The 22500-nt window shown below is 64.2% G+C and carries 29 protein-coding genes, 1 tRNA gene and 1 pseudogene; 17 read left to right on the forward strand and 14 right to left on the reverse strand.

What is annotated here, in order from left to right:
* Nucleotides 1–286 precede the first annotated feature (286 nt).
* From rpsJ to PVW49_RS22275, 4 genes are read left to right on the forward strand one after another with little or no spacing between them, the layout of a single operon-like run.
* Entirely contained in the window at nt 287–601 is a 315-nt protein-coding gene (gene rpsJ, locus PVW49_RS22260; RefSeq protein WP_048532940.1) for a 30S ribosomal protein S10, read from the forward strand.
* 13 nt (nt 602–614) lie between these two features.
* A complete protein-coding gene (rplC, locus tag PVW49_RS22265) occupies nt 615–1457 on the forward strand; it encodes a 50S ribosomal protein L3 (RefSeq protein ID WP_274591614.1) in 843 nt (280 codons plus the stop codon).
* Nucleotides 1454–2071 (forward strand): 50S ribosomal protein L4, encoded by a 618-nt coding sequence (rplD, locus tag PVW49_RS22270; RefSeq protein WP_048532939.1) that lies wholly within the window; start codon nt 1454–1456, stop codon nt 2069–2071. The genes rplC and rplD overlap by 4 nt, the downstream gene beginning before the upstream one ends.
* Nucleotides 2068–2364 carry a 50S ribosomal protein L23 gene (locus PVW49_RS22275; protein ID WP_048532938.1) on the forward strand — a complete coding sequence of 99 codons (297 nt, stop codon included), beginning with the start codon at nt 2068–2070 and terminating at the stop codon, nt 2362–2364. The genes rplD and PVW49_RS22275 overlap by 4 nt, the downstream gene beginning before the upstream one ends.
* Nucleotides 2365–2704: 340 nt before the next feature.
* Here the strand turns inward: PVW49_RS22275 and PVW49_RS22280 are convergent, their stop codons facing one another.
* A complete protein-coding gene (locus PVW49_RS22280; RefSeq protein WP_274591615.1) occupies nt 2705–3226 on the reverse strand; it encodes a PRC-barrel domain-containing protein in 522 nt (173 codons plus the stop codon).
* Nucleotides 3227–3694: 468 nt separating this feature from the next.
* On the opposite strand from PVW49_RS22280, the gene rplB reads away from it, so the two are divergent.
* Genes rplB through rplP form a run of 5 tightly spaced genes read left to right on the forward strand, consistent with a single transcriptional unit; the run spans nt 3695 to nt 6330 of the window.
* Nucleotides 3695–4537, forward strand: coding sequence for a 50S ribosomal protein L2 (gene rplB / locus PVW49_RS22285; protein ID WP_048532937.1), 843 nt, complete (start codon nt 3695–3697; stop codon nt 4535–4537).
* A gap of 3 nt (nt 4538–4540) precedes the next feature.
* Nucleotides 4541–4819 carry a 30S ribosomal protein S19 gene (gene rpsS / locus PVW49_RS22290; protein ID WP_048532936.1) on the forward strand — a complete coding sequence of 93 codons (279 nt, stop codon included), beginning with the start codon at nt 4541–4543 and terminating at the stop codon, nt 4817–4819.
* A gap of 3 nt (nt 4820–4822) precedes the next feature.
* Nucleotides 4823–5203 (forward strand): 50S ribosomal protein L22, encoded by a 381-nt coding sequence (gene rplV, locus PVW49_RS22295; protein ID WP_048532935.1) that lies wholly within the window; start codon nt 4823–4825, stop codon nt 5201–5203.
* Nucleotides 5203–5913: a 30S ribosomal protein S3 gene (rpsC, locus tag PVW49_RS22300; RefSeq protein ID WP_048532934.1), complete on the forward strand. Its 711-nt coding sequence runs from the start codon at nt 5203–5205 to the stop codon at nt 5911–5913. Before rplV ends, rpsC begins: the two co-directional genes overlap by 1 nt.
* A 3-nt stretch (nt 5914–5916) precedes the next feature.
* On the forward strand, nt 5917–6330 hold the full coding sequence (gene rplP, locus PVW49_RS22305; protein ID WP_048532933.1) for a 50S ribosomal protein L16: 414 nt from the start codon (nt 5917–5919) through the stop codon (nt 6328–6330).
* 202 nt (nt 6331–6532) lie between these two features.
* Here the strand turns inward: rplP and PVW49_RS22310 are convergent, their stop codons facing one another.
* From PVW49_RS22310 to hmgA, 6 genes are all read right to left on the reverse strand, one after another.
* The gene (locus PVW49_RS22310; protein WP_048532932.1) at nt 6533–6976 is read right to left on the reverse strand and encodes a MaoC family dehydratase; all 444 of its coding nucleotides are present in this window, start codon (nt 6974–6976) and stop codon (nt 6533–6535) included.
* A gap of 101 nt (nt 6977–7077) precedes the next feature.
* Nucleotides 7078–7950, reverse strand: a complete 873-nt coding sequence (locus tag PVW49_RS22315) for a TIGR01459 family HAD-type hydrolase (RefSeq protein ID WP_274591616.1) — start codon at nt 7948–7950, stop codon at nt 7078–7080.
* Between the two features lie 153 nt (nt 7951–8103).
* Nucleotides 8104–9360 (reverse strand): fumarylacetoacetase, encoded by a 1257-nt coding sequence (gene fahA / locus PVW49_RS22320; RefSeq protein ID WP_274591617.1) that lies wholly within the window; start codon nt 9358–9360, stop codon nt 8104–8106.
* 42 nt (nt 9361–9402) lie between these two features.
* Nucleotides 9403–10032, reverse strand: a complete 630-nt coding sequence (gene maiA, locus PVW49_RS22325; protein ID WP_274591618.1) for a maleylacetoacetate isomerase — start codon at nt 10030–10032, stop codon at nt 9403–9405.
* Nucleotides 10029–10157, reverse strand: coding sequence for a hypothetical protein (locus PVW49_RS22330; RefSeq protein ID WP_274566076.1), 129 nt, complete (start codon nt 10155–10157; stop codon nt 10029–10031). The genes maiA and PVW49_RS22330 overlap by 4 nt, the downstream gene beginning before the upstream one ends.
* A gap of 28 nt (nt 10158–10185) precedes the next feature.
* The gene (gene hmgA / locus PVW49_RS22335) at nt 10186–11538 is read right to left on the reverse strand and encodes a homogentisate 1,2-dioxygenase (RefSeq protein ID WP_371398806.1); all 1353 of its coding nucleotides are present in this window, start codon (nt 11536–11538) and stop codon (nt 10186–10188) included.
* 69 nt (nt 11539–11607) lie between these two features.
* On the opposite strand from hmgA, the gene PVW49_RS22340 reads away from it, so the two are divergent.
* A complete protein-coding gene (locus tag PVW49_RS22340) occupies nt 11608–12042 on the forward strand; it encodes a MarR family winged helix-turn-helix transcriptional regulator (RefSeq protein WP_074836132.1) in 435 nt (144 codons plus the stop codon).
* Here PVW49_RS22340 and PVW49_RS22345 read toward each other — a convergent pair whose 3' ends face one another.
* A complete protein-coding gene (locus PVW49_RS22345) occupies nt 12043–12456 on the reverse strand; it encodes a GFA family protein (RefSeq protein WP_074836134.1) in 414 nt (137 codons plus the stop codon).
* A gap of 49 nt (nt 12457–12505) precedes the next feature.
* On the opposite strand from PVW49_RS22345, the gene PVW49_RS22350 reads away from it, so the two are divergent.
* Both PVW49_RS22350 and PVW49_RS22355 read left to right on the forward strand, forming a co-directional pair.
* Nucleotides 12506–12997, forward strand: a complete 492-nt coding sequence (locus tag PVW49_RS22350) for a GNAT family N-acetyltransferase (protein ID WP_274591619.1) — start codon at nt 12506–12508, stop codon at nt 12995–12997.
* A 51-nt stretch (nt 12998–13048) separates the two neighbouring features.
* The gene (locus PVW49_RS22355; RefSeq protein ID WP_074836137.1) at nt 13049–13960 is read left to right on the forward strand and encodes a DMT family transporter; all 912 of its coding nucleotides are present in this window, start codon (nt 13049–13051) and stop codon (nt 13958–13960) included.
* A gap of 16 nt (nt 13961–13976) precedes the next feature.
* Here the strand turns inward: PVW49_RS22355 and yidD are convergent, their stop codons facing one another.
* The 3 genes from yidD to rpmH are packed head-to-tail and all read right to left on the reverse strand — an operon-like array spanning nt 13977 to nt 14770.
* Nucleotides 13977–14198, reverse strand: coding sequence for a membrane protein insertion efficiency factor YidD (yidD, locus tag PVW49_RS22360; RefSeq protein ID WP_048532923.1), 222 nt, complete (start codon nt 14196–14198; stop codon nt 13977–13979).
* The gene (gene rnpA / locus PVW49_RS22365) at nt 14195–14614 is read right to left on the reverse strand and encodes a ribonuclease P protein component (RefSeq protein ID WP_274591620.1); all 420 of its coding nucleotides are present in this window, start codon (nt 14612–14614) and stop codon (nt 14195–14197) included. Before rnpA ends, yidD begins: the two co-directional genes overlap by 4 nt.
* Nucleotides 14615–14635: 21 nt before the next feature.
* A complete protein-coding gene (gene rpmH, locus PVW49_RS22370; RefSeq protein WP_005980833.1) occupies nt 14636–14770 on the reverse strand; it encodes a 50S ribosomal protein L34 in 135 nt (44 codons plus the stop codon).
* A gap of 330 nt (nt 14771–15100) precedes the next feature.
* Between rpmH and PVW49_RS22375 the strand changes: the two genes are divergently transcribed.
* The 4 genes from PVW49_RS22375 (at nt 15101) to PVW49_RS22390 (ending at nt 18797) form a co-directional block, all read left to right on the forward strand.
* Nucleotides 15101–15847, forward strand: coding sequence for a TVP38/TMEM64 family protein (locus tag PVW49_RS22375; RefSeq protein ID WP_274566069.1), 747 nt, complete (start codon nt 15101–15103; stop codon nt 15845–15847).
* A 3-nt stretch (nt 15848–15850) separates the two neighbouring features.
* A complete protein-coding gene (locus PVW49_RS22380) occupies nt 15851–17269 on the forward strand; it encodes a dihydrolipoyl dehydrogenase family protein (protein WP_274591621.1) in 1419 nt (472 codons plus the stop codon).
* Nucleotides 17270–17283: 14 nt separating this feature from the next.
* Entirely contained in the window at nt 17284–18663 is a 1380-nt protein-coding gene (locus PVW49_RS22385) for a sensor histidine kinase (protein ID WP_048532917.1), read from the forward strand.
* A 57-nt stretch (nt 18664–18720) separates the two neighbouring features.
* A tRNA-Arg gene (locus tag PVW49_RS22390) sits at nt 18721–18797 on the forward strand.
* Nucleotides 18798–18870: 73 nt separating this feature from the next.
* On the opposite strand, the pseudogene PVW49_RS22395 reads toward PVW49_RS22390, so the two are convergent.
* Both PVW49_RS22395 and PVW49_RS22400 read right to left on the reverse strand, forming a co-directional pair.
* Nucleotides 18871–19263 (reverse strand): annotated as a pseudogene (locus tag PVW49_RS22395) (aminotransferase class IV); the annotation flags it as partial.
* Between the two features lie 26 nt (nt 19264–19289).
* Entirely contained in the window at nt 19290–20027 is a 738-nt protein-coding gene (locus PVW49_RS22400; RefSeq protein WP_274591622.1) for an HAD family hydrolase, read from the reverse strand.
* A 399-nt stretch (nt 20028–20426) separates the two neighbouring features.
* Here PVW49_RS22400 and PVW49_RS22405 point away from each other — a divergent pair, with 399 nt between their 5' ends.
* Nucleotides 20427–20738, forward strand: coding sequence for an H-NS histone family protein (locus PVW49_RS22405; protein ID WP_048532915.1), 312 nt, complete (start codon nt 20427–20429; stop codon nt 20736–20738).
* 113 nt (nt 20739–20851) lie between these two features.
* Here the strand turns inward: PVW49_RS22405 and PVW49_RS22410 are convergent, their stop codons facing one another.
* Nucleotides 20852–22450, reverse strand: a complete 1599-nt coding sequence (locus PVW49_RS22410; RefSeq protein ID WP_274591623.1) for a phosphoenolpyruvate carboxykinase — start codon at nt 22448–22450, stop codon at nt 20852–20854.
* Between the last annotated feature and the right edge of the window lie 50 nt (nt 22451–22500).

Raw genomic sequence — 22500 nt, forward strand, 5'->3', positions numbered from 1 at the left:
GGACCTGATCCGGGACCTCTCGCCCGATCGCGCCAGACAGGCTCCAGGGCTCGCCCCGGAGTTTCGCGGCAAACGACAAGGCCGCGCGGCATCACCCGCGGGCGGCCGGGGCAGGGGACAAAACCGCCGCTTGCCCCCTTGCCACACTGCCGCGCCCCCTGTATAGCGCGCGGGTTCCCGATGGGAATGTGAGGGCGGGGTGATTCCCCGCCCTCAAGGTTCGACGAGGGTCGGCGGTGGTCGTCCATCCTCCTCTCAACCTCAACGCCAATGAAGGCTAAGACCAATGCAAAGCCAAAACATTCGCATTCGGCTCAAGGCGTTTGACTATCGTGTGCTCGATGCCAGCACGCAGGAGATCGTCAACACCGCCAAGCGGACCGGCGCCAATGTGCGCGGCCCGATCCCGCTGCCGAACAAGATCGAGAAATTCACCGTTCTGCGTGGCCCCCACGTGAACAAGAAATCGCGCGACCAGTTCGAGATCCGGACCCACAAGCGCCTGCTCGACATCGTCGATCCGACCCCCCAGACCGTGGACGCGCTGATGAAGCTCGACCTGGCCGCTGGTGTGGACGTCGAGATCAAGCTGCAAGCGTAAGGAGGGCACGACCATGATGCGCTCTGGTATCATTGCAAAGAAAGTCGGGATGACCCGCCTCTTCCAGGAAGAAGGCAAGCAGATTCCCGTGACCGTGCTGCAACTCGATGGCCTTCAGGTTGTCGCGCAGCGCACCGCGGACGAGCACGGCTATTCCGCCGTTCAACTCGGCGCCGGTTCCGCCAAGACCAACCGGGTCTCCAAGGCGATGCGCGGCCACTTCTCGAAAGCCAACGTTGCGCCCAAGCGCAAGGTGGCCGAGTTCCGCGTGGCCCCCGAAGCCATGATCAACGTCGGTGAGGAAATCACCGCCGATCACTACTTCGAAGGCCAGTTCGTCGACGTCTCCGGCACCTCGATCGGTAAGGGTTTCGCCGGTTCGATGAAGCGCCACAACTTCGGCGGCCTCCGCGCCACGCACGGTGTCTCGATCTCGCACCGGTCGCATGGTTCGACCGGTCAGTGTCAGGACCCGGGCAAGGTGTTCAAGGGCAAGAAGATGGCCGGCCACATGGGTGCCGTGCGTGTGACCACGCAGAACCTGCAAGTGGTGAAAACCGATGCCGACCGTGGCCTGATCATGGTCAAGGGCGCGGTTCCGGGCTCCAAGGGTGGCTGGGTCACCGTGCGCGATGCCGTCAAGAAACCGTTCCCCGAGAACGCGATCCTGCCTGCCGCGCTGAAGTCTGCTGCCGACGAAGCCGCGAAAGCCGCTGAAGAAGCCGCTGCCGCAGCCGCCGCAGAAGCCGAAGCCGAGGCAGCCCGCCTGGCCGAGGAACAGGCCGCAGCCGAAGCCGAGGCTCTGAAATCCGCTGAAGCGGAAATCGAAGCCGAGAAGAAGGAAGGCGAGGAATGAAACTCGACGTGATCAAACTCGACGGCGGTTCCGCCGGTTCGGTCGAGCTGGACGACGCGCTCTTCGGCCTCGAGCCCCGCGCCGACATCCTGCACCGGGTGGTCCGCTGGCAGCGCAACAACGCGCAGGCCGGCACCCACAAGGTCAAGACCCGCTCGGAAACCAGCTATTCGACCAAGAAGATCTATCGCCAGAAGGGCACCGGCGGCGCGCGCCACGGTGACCGCAATGCGCCGATCTTCCGCAAGGGTGGTATCTACAAGGGCCCGACCCCGCGGTCGCATGGCCACGATCTGCCCAAGAAGGTCCGCAAGCTGGGCCTGATGCACGCCTTGTCGGCCAAGGCGAAAGCCGGTCAGCTGGTCGTGATCGAAAACGCCGCGTCCGAAGGCAAGACCAGCGCGCTGGCCAAACAGGTCAAGGACCTGGGCTGGAAGCGGGCGCTTGTGATCGACGGTGCTGAGATCAACGAAGGTTTCGCGCAGGCCGCGCGCAACATCGACGGTCTCGACGTTCTGCCGTCGGTGGGCGCAAACGTTTATGACATCCTCAAGCGTGACACCCTGGTGCTCACCAAGGCGGCTGTCGAAGCACTGGAGGCTCGTCTGAAATGAGCGCGAAGGCAGAACATTACGATGTGATCCGCAAGCCGGTCATCACCGAGAAATCCACCATGGCGTCGGAACATGGCGCGGTGGTTTTCGAAGTGGCGATTGACGCCGCCAAGCCGCAGATCAAGGAGGCCGTGGAGGCGCTCTTTGGTGTGAAGGTCAAGGCGGTCAACACCACGATCACCAAAGGCAAGGTCAAGCGCTTCCGCGGCCAGATGGGCAAGCGGAAAGACGTCAAGAAGGCCTATGTGATGCTCGAAGAGGGCAACACCATCGACGTGACCACCGGTCTGTAAAGACAGGATCGAAGGTCAGGATCATGACCCCCGGCTGCGCGAGCGGCCGGGGGTTTTCTTTTGCAAGGCTCGGGGGCCGGGGGCGCCGCTGGATATGACCGAGGCTGCTGGGGCGGTGACGGGCTTGAGGGAAGCGAGCGGGGCGCCATGGCGGGTTGTCACCCGTCCTGCGTCGTGTGCTTGGAACCCGCCGCGGCACGGCTCCGGGGCGCCCAGAGATGCCGCGTGCCGTCGCAAGGGTCCGGCGCCCCTGATGTGCCGCATGCGCCGGCGGGGCAGGCGCGGACGAAAAAAGGGGTCCGAACCGGACCCCTTCACTGATTAACCTACCGAGGGAAACTCAGTCCCACCAGCCTTCGTCGACCGCTTCCATCTGCTCCAGCTCTTCCTCGGTCTTCCGGGTCACGAGCACATAGGTTTCGTCGTCGACGGCCGAGAGGCGCACGTCGTCCATGCGGATCAGCACGTGTTTGTCGCCGATGTCGAGAAAGCCGCCGACCTCGGCTACCACGCCGACCATCTGTCCGCTGCGTTCGAGCACGATGTCCTCGATCTCGCCGATGTCGTTCCAGTCAGGACCGACGCCCTCGTAATCCCAGTTGCCCCAGGTGTCGTCGTCCATCGGGCCGTTGATGGTGTAGATCTCGCCGCCGGTAATGTCGCGCGAGCGGATCAGCTGGGCATAGTCCAGCGGTGCGTCGGCATCCATGGCGGGTTCGGCGTCACCCATGGTCGTCGCGCTCGATTCCATCGTGCTTGCGCTATCATCCATGGCGGCGTCATTGGCATCCACGTGGGACGCGGCAAACGCCGGTCCGGCAACCAGAGCGGTAGTGAGGGCGAGTGTGGTCAGACGTGTCATGTGATAGTCTCCTTCGTGTCTGTCTTCATCGACACTACGAATTCGGCGGCGGTTTGGTTCCGAGGCGATTTGGAAAAATTCCCAAAAACCGGTGCCGGAGCGGATGGAATGACGGAGCGTTCGGCATGTCGAAGGCCGCTTGTGTCGCGATGATGTGCCTGGCACCCCATGGCGCTTGACCCCAACGCCGCCTTCCCCTATCAGACCCCATCCGCACCGCCCCAGATTCGTCTGGGGCTGTGTGTTTTGTCGTCTTGGTGCATCGCGCGGGCCGGCAAAGCCAGATACCCCGTCCCGGGCTTGCCCCGGGACCTCATGGGCCAGGGGGCCCCGGGGCAAGCCCGGGGCGCGATGGGCGGGGCAGGTGGCGCACGAACCGGGGACCTTCGGGGCCCTATACTCTGGCTCGCAAGAGCCCAAACATAGCGGGGCGGAAAGCCTCGCATTGCTAAACGGAAGACAGAAAGCATGGCACTCAAGTCGTATAAGCCGACGACGCCGGGCCAGCGCGGGCTGGTGCTGATCGACCGTTCGGAGCTGTGGAAAGGACGCCCCGTCAAAGCCCTCACCGAGGGTCTGACGAAATCGGGCGGCCGGAACAACACCGGACGTATTACCTCGCGCCGCCGGGGTGGCGGGGCGAAACGCCTCTACCGGATCGTTGACTTCAAGCGCAGCAAACATGACGTCGAAGCCGTCGTGATGCGCATCGAATATGACCCCAACCGCACCGCCTTCATTGCCCTCGTGCAATATGTCGACGGCGACCAGGCCTATATCCTGGCCCCGCAGCGGATCGCGATCGGCGACAAGGTCGTCGCCGCGCAGAAAGCCGACATCAAGCCGGGCAACGCGATGCCGTTCTCGGGCATGCCGATCGGTACCATCGTGCACAACATCGAGCTGAAGCCCGGCAAGGGCGGCCAGATCGCGCGCGCCGCGGGCACCTATGCCCAGTTCGTCGGCCGTGACGGTGGCTACGCCCAGATCCGCCTGTCCTCGGGCGAGCTGCGCCTGGTGCGTCAGGAGTGCATGGCCACCGTTGGCGCCGTGTCGAACCCCGACAACTCGAACCAGAACTACGGTAAAGCCGGCCGCATGCGCCACAAGGGCATCCGCCCGTCGGTCCGTGGTGTCGTGATGAACCCGATCGACCACCCGCACGGCGGTGGTGAAGGTCGGACCTCGGGTGGCCGTCACCCGGTCACGCCCTGGGGCAAGCCGACCAAGGGTGCGCGCACCCGCAACAAGAACAAGGCGTCGCAGAAGCTCATCCTGCGCTCGCGTCACGCCAAGAAGAAGGGTCGCTAATTCATGTCGCGCTCTGTATGGAAAGGGCCTTTCGTCGATGCCTACGTGCTGAAAAAAGCCGAAGCGTCGCGCGAATCCGGTCGCAACGAAGTCATCAAGATCTGGTCGCGCCGCTCGACGATCCTGCCCCAGTTCGTGGGCCTGACGTTTGGCGTCTACAACGGTCAGAAACATATCCCTGTCAACGTCAGCGAAGACATGATCGGTCAGAAGTTCGGTGAATATTCGCCGACCCGGACCTATTACGGTCATGCCGCCGACAAAAAAGCGAAGCGGAAGTAAGTCATGGGCAAGGAAAAGAACCCCCGCCGCGTGGCCGACAACGAAGCAATGGCAAAACTGCGCATGCTTCGCACGTCCCCGCAAAAGCTCAACCTCGTCGCCGGTCTGATCCGCGGCAAGAAGGTGGAAAAGGCGCTGACCGATCTGGCCTTCTCGAAGAAGCGGATTGCCGTGGACGTACGCAAGTGCCTCCAGTCGGCCATCGCCAACGCCGAGAACAACCACGGTCTTGACGTCGACGAGCTGATCGTCGCCGAAGCCTATGTCGGCAAGAACCTGATCATGAAGCGCGGTCGCCCGCGGGCCCGTGGCCGGTTCGGCAAGATTCACAAGCCGTTCTCGGAAATCACCATCAAGGTGCGTCAGATCGAGGAGCAAGCCTAATGGGTAACAAGACCAATCCGATCGGCATGCGCCTCCAGGTCAACCGCACCTGGGACAGCCGCTGGTACGCCGATACCAAGGATTACGGGGATCTTCTGCTGGAAGACCTGAAAATCCGCGACTTCATTCACGAAGAATGCAAGCAGGCCGGTGTCGCCCGTGTGATCATCGAACGTCCGCACAAGAAGTGCCGCGTCACGATCCACACCGCGCGCCCCGGTGTCATCATCGGCAAGAAAGGCGCGGACATCGAGACGCTGCGCAAGAAGATCGCCGCGATGACCGACAGCGAGCTGCACCTCAACATCGTGGAAGTGCGCAAGCCCGAGCTGGATGCCCGCCTGGTCGGCGAAAGCATCGCTCAGCAGCTCGAGCGCCGGGTGTCCTTCCGTCGCGCCATGAAGCGCGCGGTGCAGAACGCCATGCGCATGGGTGCCCTGGGCATCCGGGTCAACGTCGCGGGCCGTCTTGGCGGCGCCGAGATCGCCCGGACCGAGTGGTACCGCGAAGGCCGCGTGCCGCTTCACACCCTGCGGGCCGATATCGACCACGCACATGTCGAGGCGACCACGCCTTACGGCATCATCGGGATCAAGGTCTGGATCTTCAAAGGCGAGATCATGGAGCACGACCCGCAAGCGCGTGACCGCAAGGCCCAGGAAATCCAGGATGGCCCCGCCCCCCGCGGCGCCGGTGGCCGGAGGAACTAAGCCATGTTGCAACCCAAACGCACAAAATTCCGCAAGATGTTCAAGGGCCGCATTGCCGGTGAGGCAAAAGGCGGCAGCGATGTGAACTTCGGGACCTATGGCCTCAAGGCGCTTCAGCCTGAGCGTGTGACTGCACGCCAGATCGAAGCGGCGCGTCGTGCCATGACCCGTCACATGAAACGTCAGGGCCACGTCTGGATCCGGATTTTCCCGGACACCCCCGTGACCTCCAAGCCCACCGAAGTCCGGATGGGTAAGGGTAAAGGTTCGGTGGATTTCTGGGCCGCCAAGGTCAAGCCGGGCCGCGTGATGTTCGAGATCGACGGCGTGTCGGAAGATGTGGCGCGCGAAGCGCTGCGTCTGGCGGCGATGAAGCTGCCGATCAAGACCCGCGTCGTGGTTCGCGAGGACTGGTAAGACAGCGGTGGGTTGAAAAGCCCACCCTACACAAAGAAGCCCCCGTCGAGCGATCGGCGGGGGCTTTTTCGTGGCGGGAGGCCTCTTATGTGCGGCGGCGCCCCGGACCTGCTGCGGGGCCTCTCGCCGGGCTGGGCCGGAGGTCCCGGAGCCGGTCCGGGACGGGTGGCTCAGAGGGTATGGTCTGCCCTTTTCGCTCGCCTCAGTCGAACTTGCGCGACGGCGCCAGAACCTTGGCCTCGCCGATTAGCACCTTCTTGCCATCGACCGCGCAATGGCACTCCAAGGTCACCCGGCGTTTGGCGTGATCGATGTCGACCACCTTGACTTCGGCATAGACCATGTCACCCGGCCGCACCGGGGCGAGAAACTTGAGCGTCTGGCCCATGTAGACGGTGCCATGGCCCGGAAGCTGCTCGCCGATCACCGCCGAGATGAGCCCCGCGGTCAGCATGCCATGGGCGATCCGGCCTTCAAAAATCGTGTCCTGGGCATAATCGTCATCGAGATGCACCGGATTGCGGTCGGTGGAGACCTGGGCAAAGAGCTCGATATCCAGATCCGTCACCTGTTTGCGCAGGTGACGGGTCATGCCCATTTCGATGTCTTCGATGCAGATCGTGCCGCGGGGCATATTGTCCAACATGAGGCTCCCTTTCGTGACCGTGAGCGTAATTATAGGGCGTCACCGGGGCGACATTCGCAATATAATTACTTCGCACGCGCAGAAAATCAAGCCTTATTAGGTCAGCGAAGGCGACCTATCGTATAAGTCGGGTTGATATTTTCCTTGGTGAGATAAGCATTTAGAGCGGATTCTTCGGGATCCTGCGACGTTTTGGTTTCCTGCGCGGCCAGGCCGCCAGAGATGAAGAGAGAATCGATATCCTCGCCCATCGCGCCGTCGATGTCGGTATGCGGGCCGTCACCGATGCAGAGGATCGCGGTATTGGCGACGCCGGGGCGCACCTCGGCCAGGCGGCGGCGGGCGAGGTCATAGACCGGCGGATGCGGCTTTCCGAAGTAGAGGCTGGTGCCGCCCATCTCGGTATATAGCGCGGCAATGGCCCCGGCGCAGTACTCCCGGGTCTCGCGGCGGTCGACCACGATGTCGGGATTGGCGCAGAGCAGCGGCAGGTCTTTCTGCTTGGCCCAGAGCAGATCGGGGCGCAGATCGGCCGGGTCGGCATGGGCGTCGAACGGACCGGTGCAGACGATGCCTTCTGCCTCTTTCAGCGGCACGCGGGTGATCTCGACCGGATCGTCGATCAAGTGCAACGGTCCGAAGAACCGTTCATCGCCGGGCGTGCCGATATGATAGACCTTGCTGCCCACCGCGCCGGTGAACATGGCGGCGCGGGCGCTGTCGCCGGACGTGGCTATGGTGTCCCAGGCGTCGTCGGGCACCTGCAACCTGCGCAGCTGGTCGGCAACCTCGTCGCGCGGCCGGGGGGCGTTGGTCAGCAGCACCACGGTGCCGCCGCCGGCGCGAAACGCCTGAAGCGCCGCGACGGCCTCGGGGAAGGCCGCGACGCCATTGTGCACGCAGCCCCAGAGATCGACAAAGGCGGCGTCGTAGCGGTCGGAAATGTCGGAGAGCGAATGGATGATCCGGGTCATGGGGGCCTCGTTTGCAAAGATGGCCAAGACTTAGGCCAGATCGCGGGGCCGGGCCAGCCCGGAGGCGCGCGCCCCGGCCCTGTGCCGGGCCGGGGCGCGCAATTGGTTGCTGGGGGTTCCGGCGCGGGGCTGCGCGCCGGGTGAGCGGGCGGCTCAGCGCGCGTAGGGGTCTTTCAAAGCCGGCAGAAGGCGGCCGGTGCATTCGCCGAAGCCCAGGGTGAAGCCGTCGCCCTTGGCGGTGCCGGTCAGGGTGAGCCGATCGCCGTCTTCGAGAAAGGTGCGGCTCTCGCCGGTGTCGAGCGTCACCGGCTCCTTGCCGCCCCAGCTCAGTTCGAGCAGTGAGCCGCGCTGGTGTTTTTCCGGCCCGGAGATGGTGCCCGAGCCGAGCAGGTCGCCGGGGTTCATCGGGCAGCCCGAGGTGGTGTGATGGGCCAGCTGCTGCGCCGCCGAATAATACATCACGTTGTAATTGGTCTCGGCAACGGTGCTCGCCGCCTTGCCTTCGGGCGCAAGGGTGACCGCCAGGTCGATGTCATAAAGCATCGGCCCGTTGTCGCGCAGATGCGGCAGCAGCTCCTTTTCGCGCGCCGGCGTGTTGCAGCGGAACGGCTCGAGCGCGGCGCGGGTGACGATCCAGGGGCTGACGGTGGTGGCGGTGGCCTTGGCCTGGAACGGCCCCAGCGGCTGATATTCCCAGGCTTGGATGTCGCGCGCCGACCAGTCGTTGAGCAGCACGTAGCCAAAGATCATGTCATCGGCTTCGTTGACCGTGACCGGCCCGTCGGATTCCTTGCCGACGATGGCGCCCATCTCCAGCTCGAGATCGAAGCGGGCGCAGGGGGCAAAGCGCGGGGCGTCGTCGTTCGGCCCCTTGAGCTGGCCCCAGGGGCGGCGCACATCGGTGCCCGAGACCACGACCGAGGAGGCCCGGCCGTTATAGCCGATCGGAATGTGCAGCCAGTTCGGTGGCAGGGCGTTCTCGGCGCCGCGGAACATGGTGCCGACATTGGTGGCGTGATGCTTGCCGGCATAGAAATCGGTGTATTCCGAGACCAGAAACGGCATGTGCATCGTGGCGGCCGCCTGCTCGACGAGGAAGGGCTCGACCGAGGGGCGCGATGAACTGCCTTCGGCCAGCAGGCCGGTGAGCCTGTTGCGCAGCCGCTCCCAGAGCTCCGGGCCCTGTTCCATCACCTCATTCCAGAACGGCACGTCAAACAGCGGCTCGTCGCCGAAATTCAGCAGGCCGACGGATTCGGCGGCGCCGCAATCGAGAATCTTGTCGCCGATGGCCACGCCGCAGCGCGGCTCTTCATCGCCGGTGGAAAAGACGCCGTAGGGCAGGTTGTTGAGCGGAAAGGGGCAGTCGGGCGCATTGGCGCTGTCGACCCAGCTTCTCATCAGGGGCATATGTCTTCCTTTGTCAGTCTTGCTGCGCCATGCAGGCACAGCCTAGGGGGCGTCGGGTTGGGTGTCTGGCATGGCGCGGGCGATGGCCTCGATTTCCTGGCAGCGGGCGTCTATCTCCACCAGCCGCGCAAAGGGTGTGAGGTCGGTGTGCCAGCGACGGGCGTTGTAGATCTGCGCCACGAGGCAGAGATCGGCAAGCCCGGGGGCCTCGCCGAAGCAGAAGGGCGTGTCGGGGCGGATCAGGCCTTGGAAGGCGGTGAACCCTTCTCGCATCCAGTGCAGCATCCAGGCCACGGTGTCCTCCTGGCTGTGACCCAGCGCCTTGAGTTGGCCGATCACCTTGAGGTTGTTGACCGGATGGATGTCGAGCGCGATCTGATGCGCCGCCGCGCGGGCCTGCGCCCGGGCCACCGCGCCCTGGGGCAGCAGCGGCGGTTCGGGGTGCGCCTCGTCGAGATAGTCGAGAATGGCGAGGCTTTGGGTCAGGACCGTGCCGTCATCCAGCACCAGCGCCGGCACGCCGCGACCGGGGTTTACCGCAGTATAGTCGGCGCCGCGCTGGACGCCGGCGACAAGATCGACCGGCTGGATATCATAGTCCAGCCCCTTGAGGTTGAGCGCGGCGCGGACCCGGATCGAGGTGGTCGAGCGCCAGTAGGAATAAAGCTTCATGTGGTGTCGTCATCCTTGTCTTGCCTGCGCTCGGCGCGGTTGCGCCGGTGCAGGGCATAAAAGAACAGGCCGCCCCCCAGAAGGACCGGCAGGATCACCAGCAGTTTCAGGCCGACGCCGCTCATGCCGCGCGGCCTGTCCTGCCGGGGGCGGTCATTTGCGCCCCGGGGTGCCGTCGAACTTCTTCTCGAGCGAGGTCCAGCAATCGATGTAATCGTCCTGAAGCGGCGCCTCCTTGGCGGCGAATTCGGTCAGCTGCTGCGGAAACCGCGTCTCGAACATGAAGGACATGGTGTTTTCCAGCTTCTCGGCCTTGAGATCGGCATTCGAGGCGCCTTCAAAGGCGTTTCTGTCCGGCCCGTGCGGCAACATCATGTTGTGGAGGCTTATACCACCCGGCACGAACCCCTGTGGTTTGGCGTCATATTGGCCATAGATATTGCCCATCAGCTCAGACATGATGTTCTTGTGATACCACGGTGGGCGGAAGGTGTCTTCCGCCACCATCCAGCGTTCGCGGAACAGCACGAAATCGATATTGGCGGTGCCGGGTACGCCCGAGGGGGCGGTGAGCACGGTAAAGATCGAGGGGTCGGGGTGGTCAAAGAGGATCGCGCCGACCGGGCAATAGGTCCGCAGATCGTATTTGTAGGGCGCGTAGTTGCCGTGCCAGGCAACGACGTCGAGCGGGCTTTGCCCGATCTCGGTCCGGTGGAACTGGCCGCACCACTTGACGGTCACGCTCGAGGGCACTTCGCGGTCTTCGAAGGCCGCCACAGGGGCCTTGAAATCGCGCGGATTGGCGAGGCAGTTGGCGCCGATCGGGCCGCGGCCGGGAAGCTCGAACTTCTGGCCGTAGTTCTCGCAGACGAACCCGCGGCACGGGCCTTCCAGCACTTCGACGCGATAGACCAGGCCGCGCGGGAGGATGGCGATTTCCTTGGGTTCAAGGTCGATGATGCCAAGCTCGGTGGCAAAGCGCAGCTTGCCCTCCTGCGGCACCACCAGAAGCTCGCTGTCGGCGGAGTAGAAATATTCGTCGACCATCGACTCGGTGACAAGGTAGACATGGCTCGCCATGCCAAGCTGGCTGTTGACGTCGCCTGCCGTGGTCATCGTGTGCATGCCGGTCAACCAGGTGTGATCCTCGGTATGCGGCACCGGATCCCAGCGGTACTGGCCAAGCGAGACGACATCGGGGTTGACGTTGGGGGCGCTCTTCCACTGCGGCAGATCGATCTTGGTGTAACGGTGCGAATGTTTGACCGAGGGGCGGATCCGGTAGGTCCAGGTCCGCTCGGGCGGATCGGCGGTAAAGGCGGTGCCGGAGAGCTGTTCGCCGTACAGCCCATAGTCGCATTTCTGCGGGCTGTTCATGCCTTGCGGCAGGGCTCCGGGCAGGGCCTCTGTTTCGAAATCATTGCCGAACCCGGGCATATAGCCCGGCGTAGTGCCGACCGGGGTCTTGGCCTGGGTCAGCGGGGCGGATTGCGGGGTGTCTTTCATGGCGCGTCCTCCTGTTGCGCTCTGAGGTAATAGTTGATTTTGTAACTAACAACGGGTAATCGCGGAAACATGGACGAAAAAGACGATTTCGATGTGCAGTTCTTCCTGCCTTATCTGCTCAATCAGGCCTCCGAGGTGGCGTCTGACGGGTTTCAGAAGATCTACAAGGACCGCTACGGCATGCTGCGCACCGATTGGCGGGTGCTGTTTCACCTCGGCATCTACGGGCGGATGACGGCGCGCGACATCGGCCGCATGGCGCAGGTGCACAAGACCAAGATCAGCCGGGCGGTGGCGCGGCTCGAGACGCGGCGGTTCCTGCTGCGCGAGGAGGATGCGGCCGACCGGCGGGTCGAGCATCTGACGCTGACCTCGGCGGGGCAGGCTGCCTATCGCGATCTGCGCGGGGTGGCCAGAAACTACGAGGCGCGGCTTGTCGCCGGTCTCGATCCGCAGGATGTCGTCGCGCTGCGCCGCGCCTTGCTGCATCTGTCGGGGCGCTGATCACGCCTTGGCCGTGAACCGCAACACGCCGGCCAGCCGTTCCACGCCGCCCCGATCCGAGGGATGCTCCTGCCCGTCGAACACCGGCACCTCGGCAAGGTCGAAGGGGCTGACGCCAGCGAGGCAAGCGGCGTTCACCGCCACCTGGCCTTGCGGAAAGCGGCGTTCGTGGTGGGTGTAGATGCCGCATTTGGCGCAGAAGAAGTGCCGGGCGGTGAAGCTGCCGAATTGATAGAGCGTCAGCGCTTCGCGGCCCCGATGGATGTCGATCGCCTCGGCCGTCACCGCCACCGCGCCACGCATCCGGCAAAAGCTGCAATCGCAGCGGCTGGCGGTGGCAAGGCCGCGCGCGAGGCGGGCGGTGAATTGCACCGTGCCGCAATGGCAGGCGCCGCTTTGGCTGGTCTCTGACATGGGCAGAGGCTAGCCTCGCGCCACCTGTCCCGGCAATCGGAAAAACGAGATGTTGCAAACCCCCGGATTCCTGCGCGCGATGAAACCCGGCGAAGAGCCTGCCGTCGACGGCCTGCTGCGCGCGGCCTTTGGCGGTGACGCGGAGGTGCGGCTGGTGGCCAGGTTGCGCAAGGCGGGCGCGATGGCCGGCGAAAGCGTGCTGCCGGGGCCAGAGGGGCAGGCGGAAGTGGTGGGATACTTCGCCCTGTCGCAGATGCGCCAGCCCCGGGTCTGGCTTTGTCTGGCGCCGGTGGCGATCCACCCGGAATGGCAGGGCAGGGGCCATGGCCGGCGCATGATCAAGATGCTGGCGGGCTGGGCCGGGGCCGCCGGGCAGACCGTGGTGGTGCTGGGCGAGCCGGGCTTTTACACGGGCTGTGGCTTTTCGCGCGACCGGGCGGCCGGGCTCGCCTCGCCGTATCCGGTCGACCACACGCTGATTCTCGCCCCGGGTGAGAATATCCCGGCCAAGACGCTGGTCTATCCCGCCGCCTTTGGCTGAACGGCACGTCGGGGCTTGCCAAATCAGGCGCGGCAAGCGCAACTGCGCAGCATGTTCAAAGCCAAGGCCGAAAATCCCCCCCTTGCCATCGCGCTGATGCTGCTGGCGACCGTTTTCATTGCCAGCTCGACAGCCTTTGCCAAGGCGCTGGGCTCCGGCACGCTGGGCGGCATTCTGCATCCGCTTCAGGTCACTTTCGGCCGGTTCCTCTTTGCCGGGCTGTTCTTTTCCGGCGTGGTTGCGGTGCTGCGGCCACGCTTTACCCGCGTGCATTGGGTGCTGCATGTGCAGCGGACCTCCTGCGGCTGGGCCGGGGTGACGTTGATGTTTGCCGCGGTGGCGGCGATCCCGCTGGCCGATGCCACGGCGATTTCCTTTCTCAACCCGGTCTTCGCGATGATCTTTGCCATCCCGCTTTTGGGCGAACGGGTGGGGCCGGTGCGTTGGGCCGCCGCCGGGCTGGCCTTTTGTGGCGCGATGATCCTGCTGCGGCCGGGCACCGGGGCGTTTCAGTCCGGCGCCCTGCTGGCACTGGGCGCGGCGCTGGCGCTGGGGCTCGAGGTGATCTTTATCAAGCGGCTGGCCGGGCGCGAGGCACCGGTGCAGGTGCTCCTGGTCAACAACCTGATCGGGCTCAGCATCGCCACCGCGGTGATGCTGCCGTTCTGGGTCTGGCCCTCGCCGGCGCAATGGGCCGGGATGGCGGGCGTCGGCCTGTCGATGGCGCTGGCGCAAAGCTGCTTTTTCAACGCCGTGGCCCGCGCCGAGGCAAGCCTCGTGGTGCCCTTCAGCTATGCCACGCTGCTCTCGGCGGCGGTGATCGATTTCACGGTCTTCGGCACGATGCCGGTGCCGGTTTCGATGCTGGGCGCGGCGGTGATCATAGCGGGCGGGGTGCTTCTGGCCTGGCGTGAGGGATTGGCAAAGAAACGCCCGACCGCGCCGCAGCCCAATGTGCAATAGCCCGGCCCGGGGCCGGTCAGTCAGGCACGTTGTCGATGCCGCCACGGCCCCAGGGATGGCAGCGCAACAGGCGGCGCAGGGTGAGCCAGCCGCCGCGCAGCGCGCCGTGTTTCTCCAGTGCTTCCATTGCATAGGCCGAGCAGGTCGGGTGATAACGGCAATTGTGCCCGACCCAGGGCGAGAAGATCAGCCGATAGGCGCGCACCGGCAGCGACACGACAAAGGCCAGCGGGCTCACCTGCCGCCCCCGTGCACCTTGCGCAGCGCATAGCGCAGGTCATTCTGTAGATCGGTGAAATCGCGGGCGGCGGTGGCCTCGGCCTTGCCGATCAGCACGTAATCCCAGCCGGGCTGGCCGAACTCCGGCAGGATCAGCCGGGCAATCTCGCGCAGGCGGCGCTTGGCGCGGTTTCGGGCGACGGCATTGCCCACCTTCTTGGAGCAGGTAAAGCCCACCCCGATCGCCGCATCGTCATCGCCGCGCCGGCGGGCCTGCAACAGAAAGCCGCCGGTGCCCTGACGCCGCGCGCGGGCGGCGGCGAGAAAGGCGGCACGCTTTTTCAGAACCCGGAGCTCCGGGCACGACAAAACCGCCGGGGCATGGGTTCCCCGGCTGGCATCGCTGCCAAGTTCGGGGGCCTCCGGCGGTGTCATCTGTCAGAACGCGACGAGCGCTTATGCGCTCAGCGACTTCCGGCCACGGGCGCGGCGGGCGTTCAGGATCTTGCGGCCGGCCTTGGTGGCCATGCGCGCGCGGAAGCCATGGCGCCGTTTGCGCACGAGGTTCGAGGGTTGATAGGTGCGTTTCATCGCTCCGTCTCCAATTACTGGGCCATCCCTGGCCATTCCGGGCCGCACACCATCACGGGCCACGCGGATTCGCGTGCGGCGGCAATCTGAAGCCCGTGCTATAGGGGCCATGCGCCGCCAAGTCAAACCCCGCATGAGCCCATTCGCCCGGCACTGCAACATTTTTTGTCGCAGGGGTCGTCAAATGTTTCAAAACCCGCTTTCGGCCTTTCAAAAGCCCTCGATCCCGTCACCTTGCATCAAGCGGCCGTGATTGTGCTGTGCTCGCTCTGGCCGCGGCCTCATGTTTCAGGAGAGAAAAGACAGGCCAGACCTGAGAAAGTCGATAGAATGACCGATATGACATCCCCACAGCCGCCGACCAAGGCCCGCCCGGCGTTCGTGCGCAATCTGCCGCTGATCGCCATCCTGACGGTCGCAATCGTGGGGTTCTTTACCCTGCGCGATTATCTCACCTTCGAGACGCTGCGCGAGAATCGCGAGCTTCTGCTGGGTTGGCGCGACAGCAACTACCTGCTCGTGGCGCTGGGCTTTGTCGCGGTCTATGTCACCATCGTCGCCTTTTCGTTGCCCGGCGCGGCCGTGGCCTCGGTCACCGGCGGCTTTCTGTTCGGCCTTGCGGCCGGCACCGTGTTTAACGTCACCGCCGCCACCATCGGCGCCACGGCGATCTTTCTCGCCGCGCGATGGGGCCTGGGCAAGACGCTGACCGCCAAGCTCGAGGCCTCGGAGGGCACGCTGCGCCGGCTCAAGGAAGGGCTGCGGGAAAACGAGATCAGCGTGCTTCTGCTGCTGCGCCTGGTGCCGGCGGTGCCGTTTTTTGTGGCCAATCTGCTGCCGGCGCTGGTCGGCGTGAAATTCCGCAATTTCCTCTGGACCACCGCCCTGGGCATCGTGCCGGGCGCCATCGTCTTTACCTGGATCGGCGTCGGTCTCGGCGCGGTATTCGACCGTGGCGAAAGCCCCGATCTGAGTCTGCTCTGGGAGCCCCATATCCTCGGCCCCCTGCTCGGTCTTTCGGCGCTGGCCGCGCTGCCCATCGTGATCAAATCCGTTCGCGGCAAAAAAGAGATCTGAGCCATGAATAAGATCAAGACCGATATCCTGGTGATCGGGGCGGGCTCTGGCGGGCTGTCGGTCGCTGCCGGCGCGGTCCAGATGGGCGCCGATGTGGTGCTGCTCGAAGGTCACAAGATGGGCGGCGACTGCCTGAACTATGGCTGCGTGCCCTCCAAGGCGCTGATCGCCAGCAGCAAGGCGGCCTATGGTCAGGCGCATGCCCGCCGCTACGGCGTCGCCGATGTGACGCCGCAGGTGGATTACGCTGCCGCCAAGGATCACGTGAAAGGCGTGATCGCACAGATCGCCCCGGTCGATTCGGTGGAGCGGTTCGAAGGCCTGGGCGTGCGGGTGATCCGGGAATTCGGGCGGTTTGTCTCGGAGAGCGAGGTGCAGGCCGGCGAACATCTGATATCGGCCCGGCGCATCGTCATCGCCACCGGGTCGTCGCCGCTGGTGCCGCCGATCCCGGGGCTCGACGAGGTGCCGCATGAAACCAACGAGACGCTGTTTGATCTGCGCGAGCGGCCCGAGCACCTGCTGATCATCGGTGGCGGCCCGATCGGCATGGAAATGGCGCAGGCCCATCGGCGGCTTGGCTCGGCCGTGACGGTGATCGAAGGCGCCAAGGCGCTGGGCAAGGACGATCCCGAAACCGCGGCCATCGTGCTCGACCAGCTCCGCGCCGAAGGCATCGAGATCGTCGAAGAGGCCGCCGCGGCCGAGGTGCGCGGGCAGGCGGGTGCCATCGAGGTCGAGGTCGAGGACGGCCGCGTTTTCAAGGGGTCTCACCTGCTGATGGCGGTGGGGCGCAATCCGAACCTGGACAGCCTCGATCTGGACAAGGCCGGGGTGGAAACGACCAAGGCCGGCGTCAAGGTCGATGACAGCCTCAAATCGACCAACCGCCGGGTCTATGCCATCGGCGATGTGGCGGGCGGTCTGCAATTCACCCATGTGGCGGGCTATCACGCCGGCATCGTCATCCGCTCGGCGCTCTTCGGCCTGCCGGCCAAGACCTCGACGGCGCATATCCCCTGGGCCACCTATACCGCGCCCGAACTGGCGCAGGTCGGGCTGACCGAGGCGCAGGCGCGCGCGGCGCATGGCGACCGGCTGGAAGTCACCCGGTTCGAATTCGCGCACAGCGACCGTTTGATCACCGAGCGCGAGACTGCGGGGCTGATCAAGGTCATGGTGGTGAAAGGCCGCCCCGTGGGCGTCTCCATCGCCGGACACCAGGCCGGGGAACTGGCCAATCTCTGGTCGCTGGTGATCGCCAACAAGCTCAAGATGAAGCATGTGGCGGCCATGGTTTCGCCTTATCCGACGGTCGGAGAGATCAACAAACGCGCAGCGGGGGCCTATTTCTCGCCCCGATTGTTTGATAATCCAACGGTCAAACGCATCGTTGGGCTGATCCAGCGCTGGGTGCCGTAAGGGGTTGGCCGCAAATGCTCAATTCGCTGTCCGGGCGATTTCTGATCCTGACAACCGTCTTCGTGATGCTGGCGGAGGTCATGGTCTTTGTTCCCTCGGTGGCGCGCTTTCGGCAGGATTACCTGTTGGGCCATCTGGAGCGGGCGCAGATCGCCTCGCTCTCGCTGCTGGCCAACGACATGATCGACGCCGATCTCGAGGATGAGCTGCTGCGCAACGCCGGCGTCTACAACGTCGTGCTCCGGCGCGACGAGGCGCGGCAGTTGATTCTTTCGTCGCCGATGCCGCAGCCGGTCGACGTGACCTATGACCTGCGCGACGCCTCGCCGCTGACGCTGATCCTCGATGGGCTGCGCCGGCTGGTCGATCCCGAGCCGCGGATCATCCGGGTGATCGGCAATCCGCTGCGCGACGCCGGCCTGCTGATCGAGGTGTCGATGGACACCGCGCCGCTGCGCATGGCGATGATCGACTACGGGCTGCGCATCCTGTTCCTTTCGGCGGTGATCTCGATCGCCACCGCCTTTCTGCTGTTCCTCGCCGTGCGGGTGTTCCTCGTCAAACCGATCAAGCGCGTCGTCGGCCAGATGCAGGCCTATGCCGCCGCGCCCGAGGACGGCCGGCGCATCATAAAGCCCTCCGCCGGCGTGCGCGAGCTGCGCGAGGCCGAGGAGGCGCTCAAGATGCTCGAAACCGAGCTGACCCATGCGCTCAAGCAGAAGGAGCGACTGGCGCAGCTGGGCGGCGCGGTGGCGCGGGTCAGCCACGACCTGCGCAATATCCTGACCTCGGCCCAGCTCTTCACCGACCGGATCGAGATGTCCGAGGATCCCGGCGTCAAGCGGCTGGCGCCGAAGCTGGTGAATTCGATCACCCGTGCGGTCAATCTCTGCGAGGCCACCTTGGCCTTTGGTCGCGCCGAAGAGCCGACGCCGGTGCTGACCCGGGTGCCGCTGGCGGAACTGGTTTCCGACGTGATGGAGAGCGAGCGGCTGGCGACCGGCGAATACGACCTCAGCTATTCCGAAGATGTGCCCGCCACCCTGCACATCCGCGCCGACAGCGAACAGCTTTATCGCGTGCTGTCGAATCTGGTGCGCAACGCGCGGCAGGCGATCATGGCCACCGGCAAGCCCGGCGAAATCAACATCTGCGCCGAAGAGGCGGAGGAGCATTGGCTGATCCGGGTGACCGACACCGGGCCGGGCCTGCCGGCCAAGGCGCAGGAGCATCTGTTCAAGGCGTTTCAGGGCGGCGCGCGCAAGGGCGGCAGCGGTCTGGGGCTGGCAATTGCCGCCGAGTTGATCCGTGGGCACGGCGGCGCGCTGACGCTGGAACGTACCGGACCGGAGGGCTCGGTCTTTGAAATTCGCCTGCCGAGCGGAACTTTGTGAATTTCTTCGAATTCGCTCTTGCAGACCCTTTGGCCCTGACTTATACCCCGCCTCCACGGACCGATAGCTCAGCTGGATAGAGTACCTGACTACGAATCAGGGGGTCGGGGGTTCGAATCCTCCTCGGTCCGCCACTTCCCCCAAAATGGGGTGACAGGCGGAAATTTCCCGGACAATTCGGCACTCATTCAAACGCTGGCGCGGCATTCAATCGCGCTTTGCCTGCATTGCCACATTCTCGGCGATCAACGCCTTGTAGAGCGCCCGGATATGCTCCGTTACTGGGCCGGCACCGGTCCGTGTGCCGATTTTCTTGCCGTCCACCTCGGCCACGGGTGTCTGCGCGCCGAAAGTGCCGGTCAAAAAGGCCTCGTCGGCACCATAGATCTCGTATAGTGAAAAGTTCTTTTCGAACACGGGAATGCCATTGTCGCGGCAGAGGCCGATCACCTTTTGCCGGGTCACCCCGTTCATGCAGTAATCGCCGGTCGAGGTCCAAACCTCGCCGCACCGGACGATGAAGACGTTGCAGGCGTTGGTGGTGTTCACGAAGCCATGCGGATCGAGCATCAGCCCCTCGTCGGCGCCGGCCTGTTCGGCGTCGTGGGTGGTGCAGTCTTGCTCGGTCATTCCGGGGCCTCTTGGGGGCAGGGGAGGGCGTGGGCGCGCAGGGCGCGGTAATGCGGCAGAGCGGCCTCCGAGACCGCCTGCAACTGGTCGGAGAGCGCCGGCAGGGGGCCCTCGGGGCCAGCAAAGCCGGTCGAGCGGTGCACCGCGTCGTACCAATGGGGCGCCCAGACGCCATCGCGGGCATGGCCACCGGCGGGCCAGTGCAACATGGCCGGATCGTAGGCAATGCCCAGGGCGGCGCAAAGCCGGGTCAGCATCGTCCCGGGCGCACGGCGGATATCGGCGCTGTCGATCACAATGGCGGGGGCGCCCTCGGCGCAGACTTGGTCGAAGATCTCTTCCTGCTGCCGAAATCCGATGTCCTCGAGTCCAGGACGCTCCAGCTTGCGATCAAAGCTGGCGAGCACGCGGGCGGGGTGCCGGATCAGGAAGACATGCGCGACAGCGGCAAACCAGTCTCGGTCGATTCCCGGCAGCATGTGCTGGCTCATGTGTTTCTGGTAAAAATTTTTCTGACCGCCCGGAGCTGGCGCCATACAGCGTCGCGCAACCAATGCGGGATCGGCCTCGCCGGCGGCAAGGATTGCATCGCGCATTGGGTGGGCCCGTCCGCTCTGCGCGAGATAGGCCGCGTAAAACGGCTCGTCCCAGACATCGAAGTCGTGGCGGGCGCCTAAGGAATACATCAGCGCAGTCGAGAGATTGCGCGGCCCCGACCACATCGCGATATTCATTCCCTCACCTCCCGTTCTGCCTTGTTTCTAAGGGCCTAGGCCTTGCGTTGAGTGAGGGTGCGCCACAATCGTCCGATCTGCAATCGGTGAATTCAGCGGCTTTGCAAGCCGCGCCGGAAATGGCTATTCCGGCCGATGCGCATCAGCGTCAATTGCGGAAATTGGCTGAATTTTGCCAACTGAAAATCCAAGGCTGACTTTCAGTCGAGTAGTCGCCTATATGTTGCATTAGAATGAGACCAATCGGATTGTTCCGATGGTCTTGGTGGTGGAATTGCCACTCTGGAGAGGCCGTTAACAATTTATTTGTTGACCTGATGTCACAAATATCGGAATTGACTGCCTAATCACGATGAATTAACGATCTAAATTGTCAAAACGACAGCTATCGGAGAGAACATGCCGGAAATCGATCTGGACGGATTGTCTCTGAAAGAACTGAAGCAGCTGCAAAAACAGGTGGCCAAGGCGATCAGTACTTTCGAGGACAGAAAGAAAAAAGAAGCACTGGCAGCCCTCGAGGCCAAGGCGGCGGAGATGGGGTTCTCCCTTTCCGACCTGACCACCGGCAAAGGCGGCAAGATTTCGGCGCCGAAGTATCAGAACCCCGATGATCCGACACAAACCTGGACAGGCCGTGGCCGCAAGCCCGGCTGGTTCGCCCAGGCATTGGAGCGCGGGACCTCGCCGGAAGAGATGCTTATTTCCTGACCGAATGGTCGAAATATATACTGCCCGGAGTGAGACGCGGGCATTCAGCAAAGCGATAAAAAACCCCCGATGCCAGGCATCGGGGGTTTTATTGATAGGGCGTCAATAAAAGATCAGCCGATGGCGGCCGCCTTTACATCGTCATCGATGAAAGGCGTGTATTGCGCAAAGTTGTCGGCAAACATCTGCACCAGTTTCTCGGCCTGGGCGTCATAAGCCGTCGGATTGTCCCAGGTGCGGCGCGGATCCAGCAGCACCTCGGGCACGCCGGGCACGCCGGTGGGCACGTCAAAGCCGAAGTTCGGATCCTTGCGGAACTGTGCATCGGCCAACGATCCGTCCAGCGCGGCGGTGAGCAGGGCGCGGGTGGCCTTGATCGGCATCCGGCTTCCGGTGCCATAGGCGCCGCCGGTCCAGCCGGTGTTGACCAGCCAGCAGGTGGCGCCGTGCTTGGCGATCTTTTCGCGCAGGAGGTTGCCATAGGCCTCGGGCCGGCGCGGCATGAAGGGCGCGCCGAAGCAGGTCGAAAAAGTGGGCTCGGGCTCGGTCACGCCGCGTTCGGTTCCGGCCACCTTGGAGGTGAAGCCCGACAGGAAGTGATACATCGCCTGCGCCGGGGTCAGCCGCGCGATCGGCGGCAGCACGCCAAAGGCGTCACAGGTCAGCATGATGATGTTCTTTGGGTGGCCCCCCAGCGCGCTGTGCGAGGCGTTGGAGATGTACTCCAGCGGGTAGGCGCAGCGCATGTTGGCGGTGAGGGAATCGTCCTCGAAGTCGAGCTCCTTGGTCTCTTCGTCATAGACCATGTTCTCGATCACGGTGCCGAATTTCGTCGTGGTGGCGAAAATCTCGGGCTCGGCCTCGGCGCTGAGGTTGATGGTCTTGGCATAGCAGCCGCCTTCGAAGTTGAAGGTGCCGCGATCCGACCAGCCATGTTCGTCATCGCCGATCAGCACCCGCGCCGGATCGGCCGAGAGGGTGGTCTTGCCGGTGCCCGACAGGCCAAAGAAGATCGCCGTGTCGACCGGGTTGCCCACCGCATGGTTGGCCGAGCAGTGCATCGGCATAATGCCTTTTTCCGGCAGCAGGTAGTTCAGCAGGGTGAACACCGATTTCTTGTTCTCGCCGGCGTATTCGGTGCCGCCGATCAGGATCAGCTTGCGGTCAAAGTTCATCGCGATCACCGTGCCCGACCGGCAGTCGTGGCGCGCCGGGTCGGCGGTGAAACTGGGGCAGTTGATGACGGTGAAATCGGCGGCGAATTCGTCCAGGTCCTCACGGTCGGGGCGGCGTAGCATGTGGCGGATGAACAGGCCGTGCCAAGCCAGCTCGGTCACCATGCGCACATCGATGCAATGTGCCGGATCGGCGCCACCGACGAGATCCTGCACAAAGAAATCGCGGCCTTTCATATGGGCCAGTATGTCCTGGTAGAGCGCGTCAAAGCCTTCCGGCGACATCGCAGCATTGTTGTCCCACCAGATGCTGTCGGCGACGCTCTCGGTCTTGACGACATGTTTGTCCTTGGGCGAACGGCCGGTGAATTTGCCGGTGGAGACCAGAAACGCGCCACCCTGGCCCAATGTGCCTTCCTCGCGCCGCAGAGCCTCTTCGATCAGCGCCGGTTCCATGAGGTTGTAATAGACATTGCCCAGACCCTCGATCCCTTGATCTTCAAGCCGGAACTGCGGGTTCACCCGTCCAAATGCCATTTTCTTTCTCCATGTATCCGTGCGTCTCGCGCCGGAAAGTCTTGTTGCTG

Source organism: Marinovum sp. PR37, from assembly GCF_028807375.1.
GTDB lineage: Bacteria > Pseudomonadota > Alphaproteobacteria > Rhodobacterales > Rhodobacteraceae > Marinovum > Marinovum algicola.

Excerpts from the sequence above, each read along its gene's own strand:
- rplV (WP_048532935.1), top strand. The coding sequence starts at position 4,823 with ATGGGCAAGGAAAAGAACCCCCGCCGCGTGGCCGACAACGAAGCAATG.
- PVW49_RS22405 (WP_048532915.1), top strand. The coding sequence starts at position 20,427 with ATGCCGGAAATCGATCTGGACGGATTGTCTCTGAAAGAACTGAAGCAG.
- fahA (WP_274591617.1), bottom strand. The coding sequence starts at position 9,360 with ATGCCCCTGATGAGAAGCTGGGTCGACAGCGCCAATGCGCCCGACTGC.
- rplB (WP_048532937.1), top strand. The coding sequence starts at position 3,695 with ATGGCACTCAAGTCGTATAAGCCGACGACGCCGGGCCAGCGCGGGCTG.
- PVW49_RS22340 (WP_074836132.1), top strand. The coding sequence starts at position 11,608 with ATGGACGAAAAAGACGATTTCGATGTGCAGTTCTTCCTGCCTTATCTG.
- rpsS (WP_048532936.1), top strand. The coding sequence starts at position 4,541 with ATGTCGCGCTCTGTATGGAAAGGGCCTTTCGTCGATGCCTACGTGCTG.
- PVW49_RS22380 (WP_274591621.1), top strand. The coding sequence starts at position 15,851 with ATGAATAAGATCAAGACCGATATCCTGGTGATCGGGGCGGGCTCTGGC.
- PVW49_RS22330 (WP_274566076.1), bottom strand. The coding sequence starts at position 10,157 with ATGAGCGGCGTCGGCCTGAAACTGCTGGTGATCCTGCCGGTCCTTCTG.
- rpsJ (WP_048532940.1), top strand. The coding sequence starts at position 287 with ATGCAAAGCCAAAACATTCGCATTCGGCTCAAGGCGTTTGACTATCGT.
- rplD (WP_048532939.1), top strand. The coding sequence starts at position 1,454 with ATGAAACTCGACGTGATCAAACTCGACGGCGGTTCCGCCGGTTCGGTC.
- hmgA (WP_371398806.1), bottom strand. The coding sequence starts at position 11,538 with ATGAAAGACACCCCGCAATCCGCCCCGCTGACCCAGGCCAAGACCCCG.
- PVW49_RS22315 (WP_274591616.1), bottom strand. The coding sequence starts at position 7,950 with ATGACCCGGATCATCCATTCGCTCTCCGACATTTCCGACCGCTACGAC.
- PVW49_RS22275 (WP_048532938.1), top strand. The coding sequence starts at position 2,068 with ATGAGCGCGAAGGCAGAACATTACGATGTGATCCGCAAGCCGGTCATC.
- maiA (WP_274591618.1), bottom strand. The coding sequence starts at position 10,032 with ATGAAGCTTTATTCCTACTGGCGCTCGACCACCTCGATCCGGGTCCGC.
- PVW49_RS22375 (WP_274566069.1), top strand. The coding sequence starts at position 15,101 with ATGACCGATATGACATCCCCACAGCCGCCGACCAAGGCCCGCCCGGCG.
- PVW49_RS22385 (WP_048532917.1), top strand. The coding sequence starts at position 17,284 with ATGCTCAATTCGCTGTCCGGGCGATTTCTGATCCTGACAACCGTCTTC.
- PVW49_RS22280 (WP_274591615.1), bottom strand. The coding sequence starts at position 3,226 with ATGACACGTCTGACCACACTCGCCCTCACTACCGCTCTGGTTGCCGGA.
- PVW49_RS22410 (WP_274591623.1), bottom strand. The coding sequence starts at position 22,450 with ATGGCATTTGGACGGGTGAACCCGCAGTTCCGGCTTGAAGATCAAGGG.
- PVW49_RS22400 (WP_274591622.1), bottom strand. The coding sequence starts at position 20,027 with ATGAATATCGCGATGTGGTCGGGGCCGCGCAATCTCTCGACTGCGCTG.
- rpmH (WP_005980833.1), bottom strand. The coding sequence starts at position 14,770 with ATGAAACGCACCTATCAACCCTCGAACCTCGTGCGCAAACGGCGCCAT.
- PVW49_RS22310 (WP_048532932.1), bottom strand. The coding sequence starts at position 6,976 with ATGTTGGACAATATGCCCCGCGGCACGATCTGCATCGAAGACATCGAA.
- PVW49_RS22345 (WP_074836134.1), bottom strand. The coding sequence starts at position 12,456 with ATGTCAGAGACCAGCCAAAGCGGCGCCTGCCATTGCGGCACGGTGCAA.
- rplP (WP_048532933.1), top strand. The coding sequence starts at position 5,917 with ATGTTGCAACCCAAACGCACAAAATTCCGCAAGATGTTCAAGGGCCGC.
- PVW49_RS22355 (WP_074836137.1), top strand. The coding sequence starts at position 13,049 with ATGTTCAAAGCCAAGGCCGAAAATCCCCCCCTTGCCATCGCGCTGATG.
- rplC (WP_274591614.1), top strand. The coding sequence starts at position 615 with ATGATGCGCTCTGGTATCATTGCAAAGAAAGTCGGGATGACCCGCCTC.
- rpsC (WP_048532934.1), top strand. The coding sequence starts at position 5,203 with ATGGGTAACAAGACCAATCCGATCGGCATGCGCCTCCAGGTCAACCGC.
- rnpA (WP_274591620.1), bottom strand. The coding sequence starts at position 14,614 with ATGACACCGCCGGAGGCCCCCGAACTTGGCAGCGATGCCAGCCGGGGA.
- PVW49_RS22350 (WP_274591619.1), top strand. The coding sequence starts at position 12,506 with ATGTTGCAAACCCCCGGATTCCTGCGCGCGATGAAACCCGGCGAAGAG.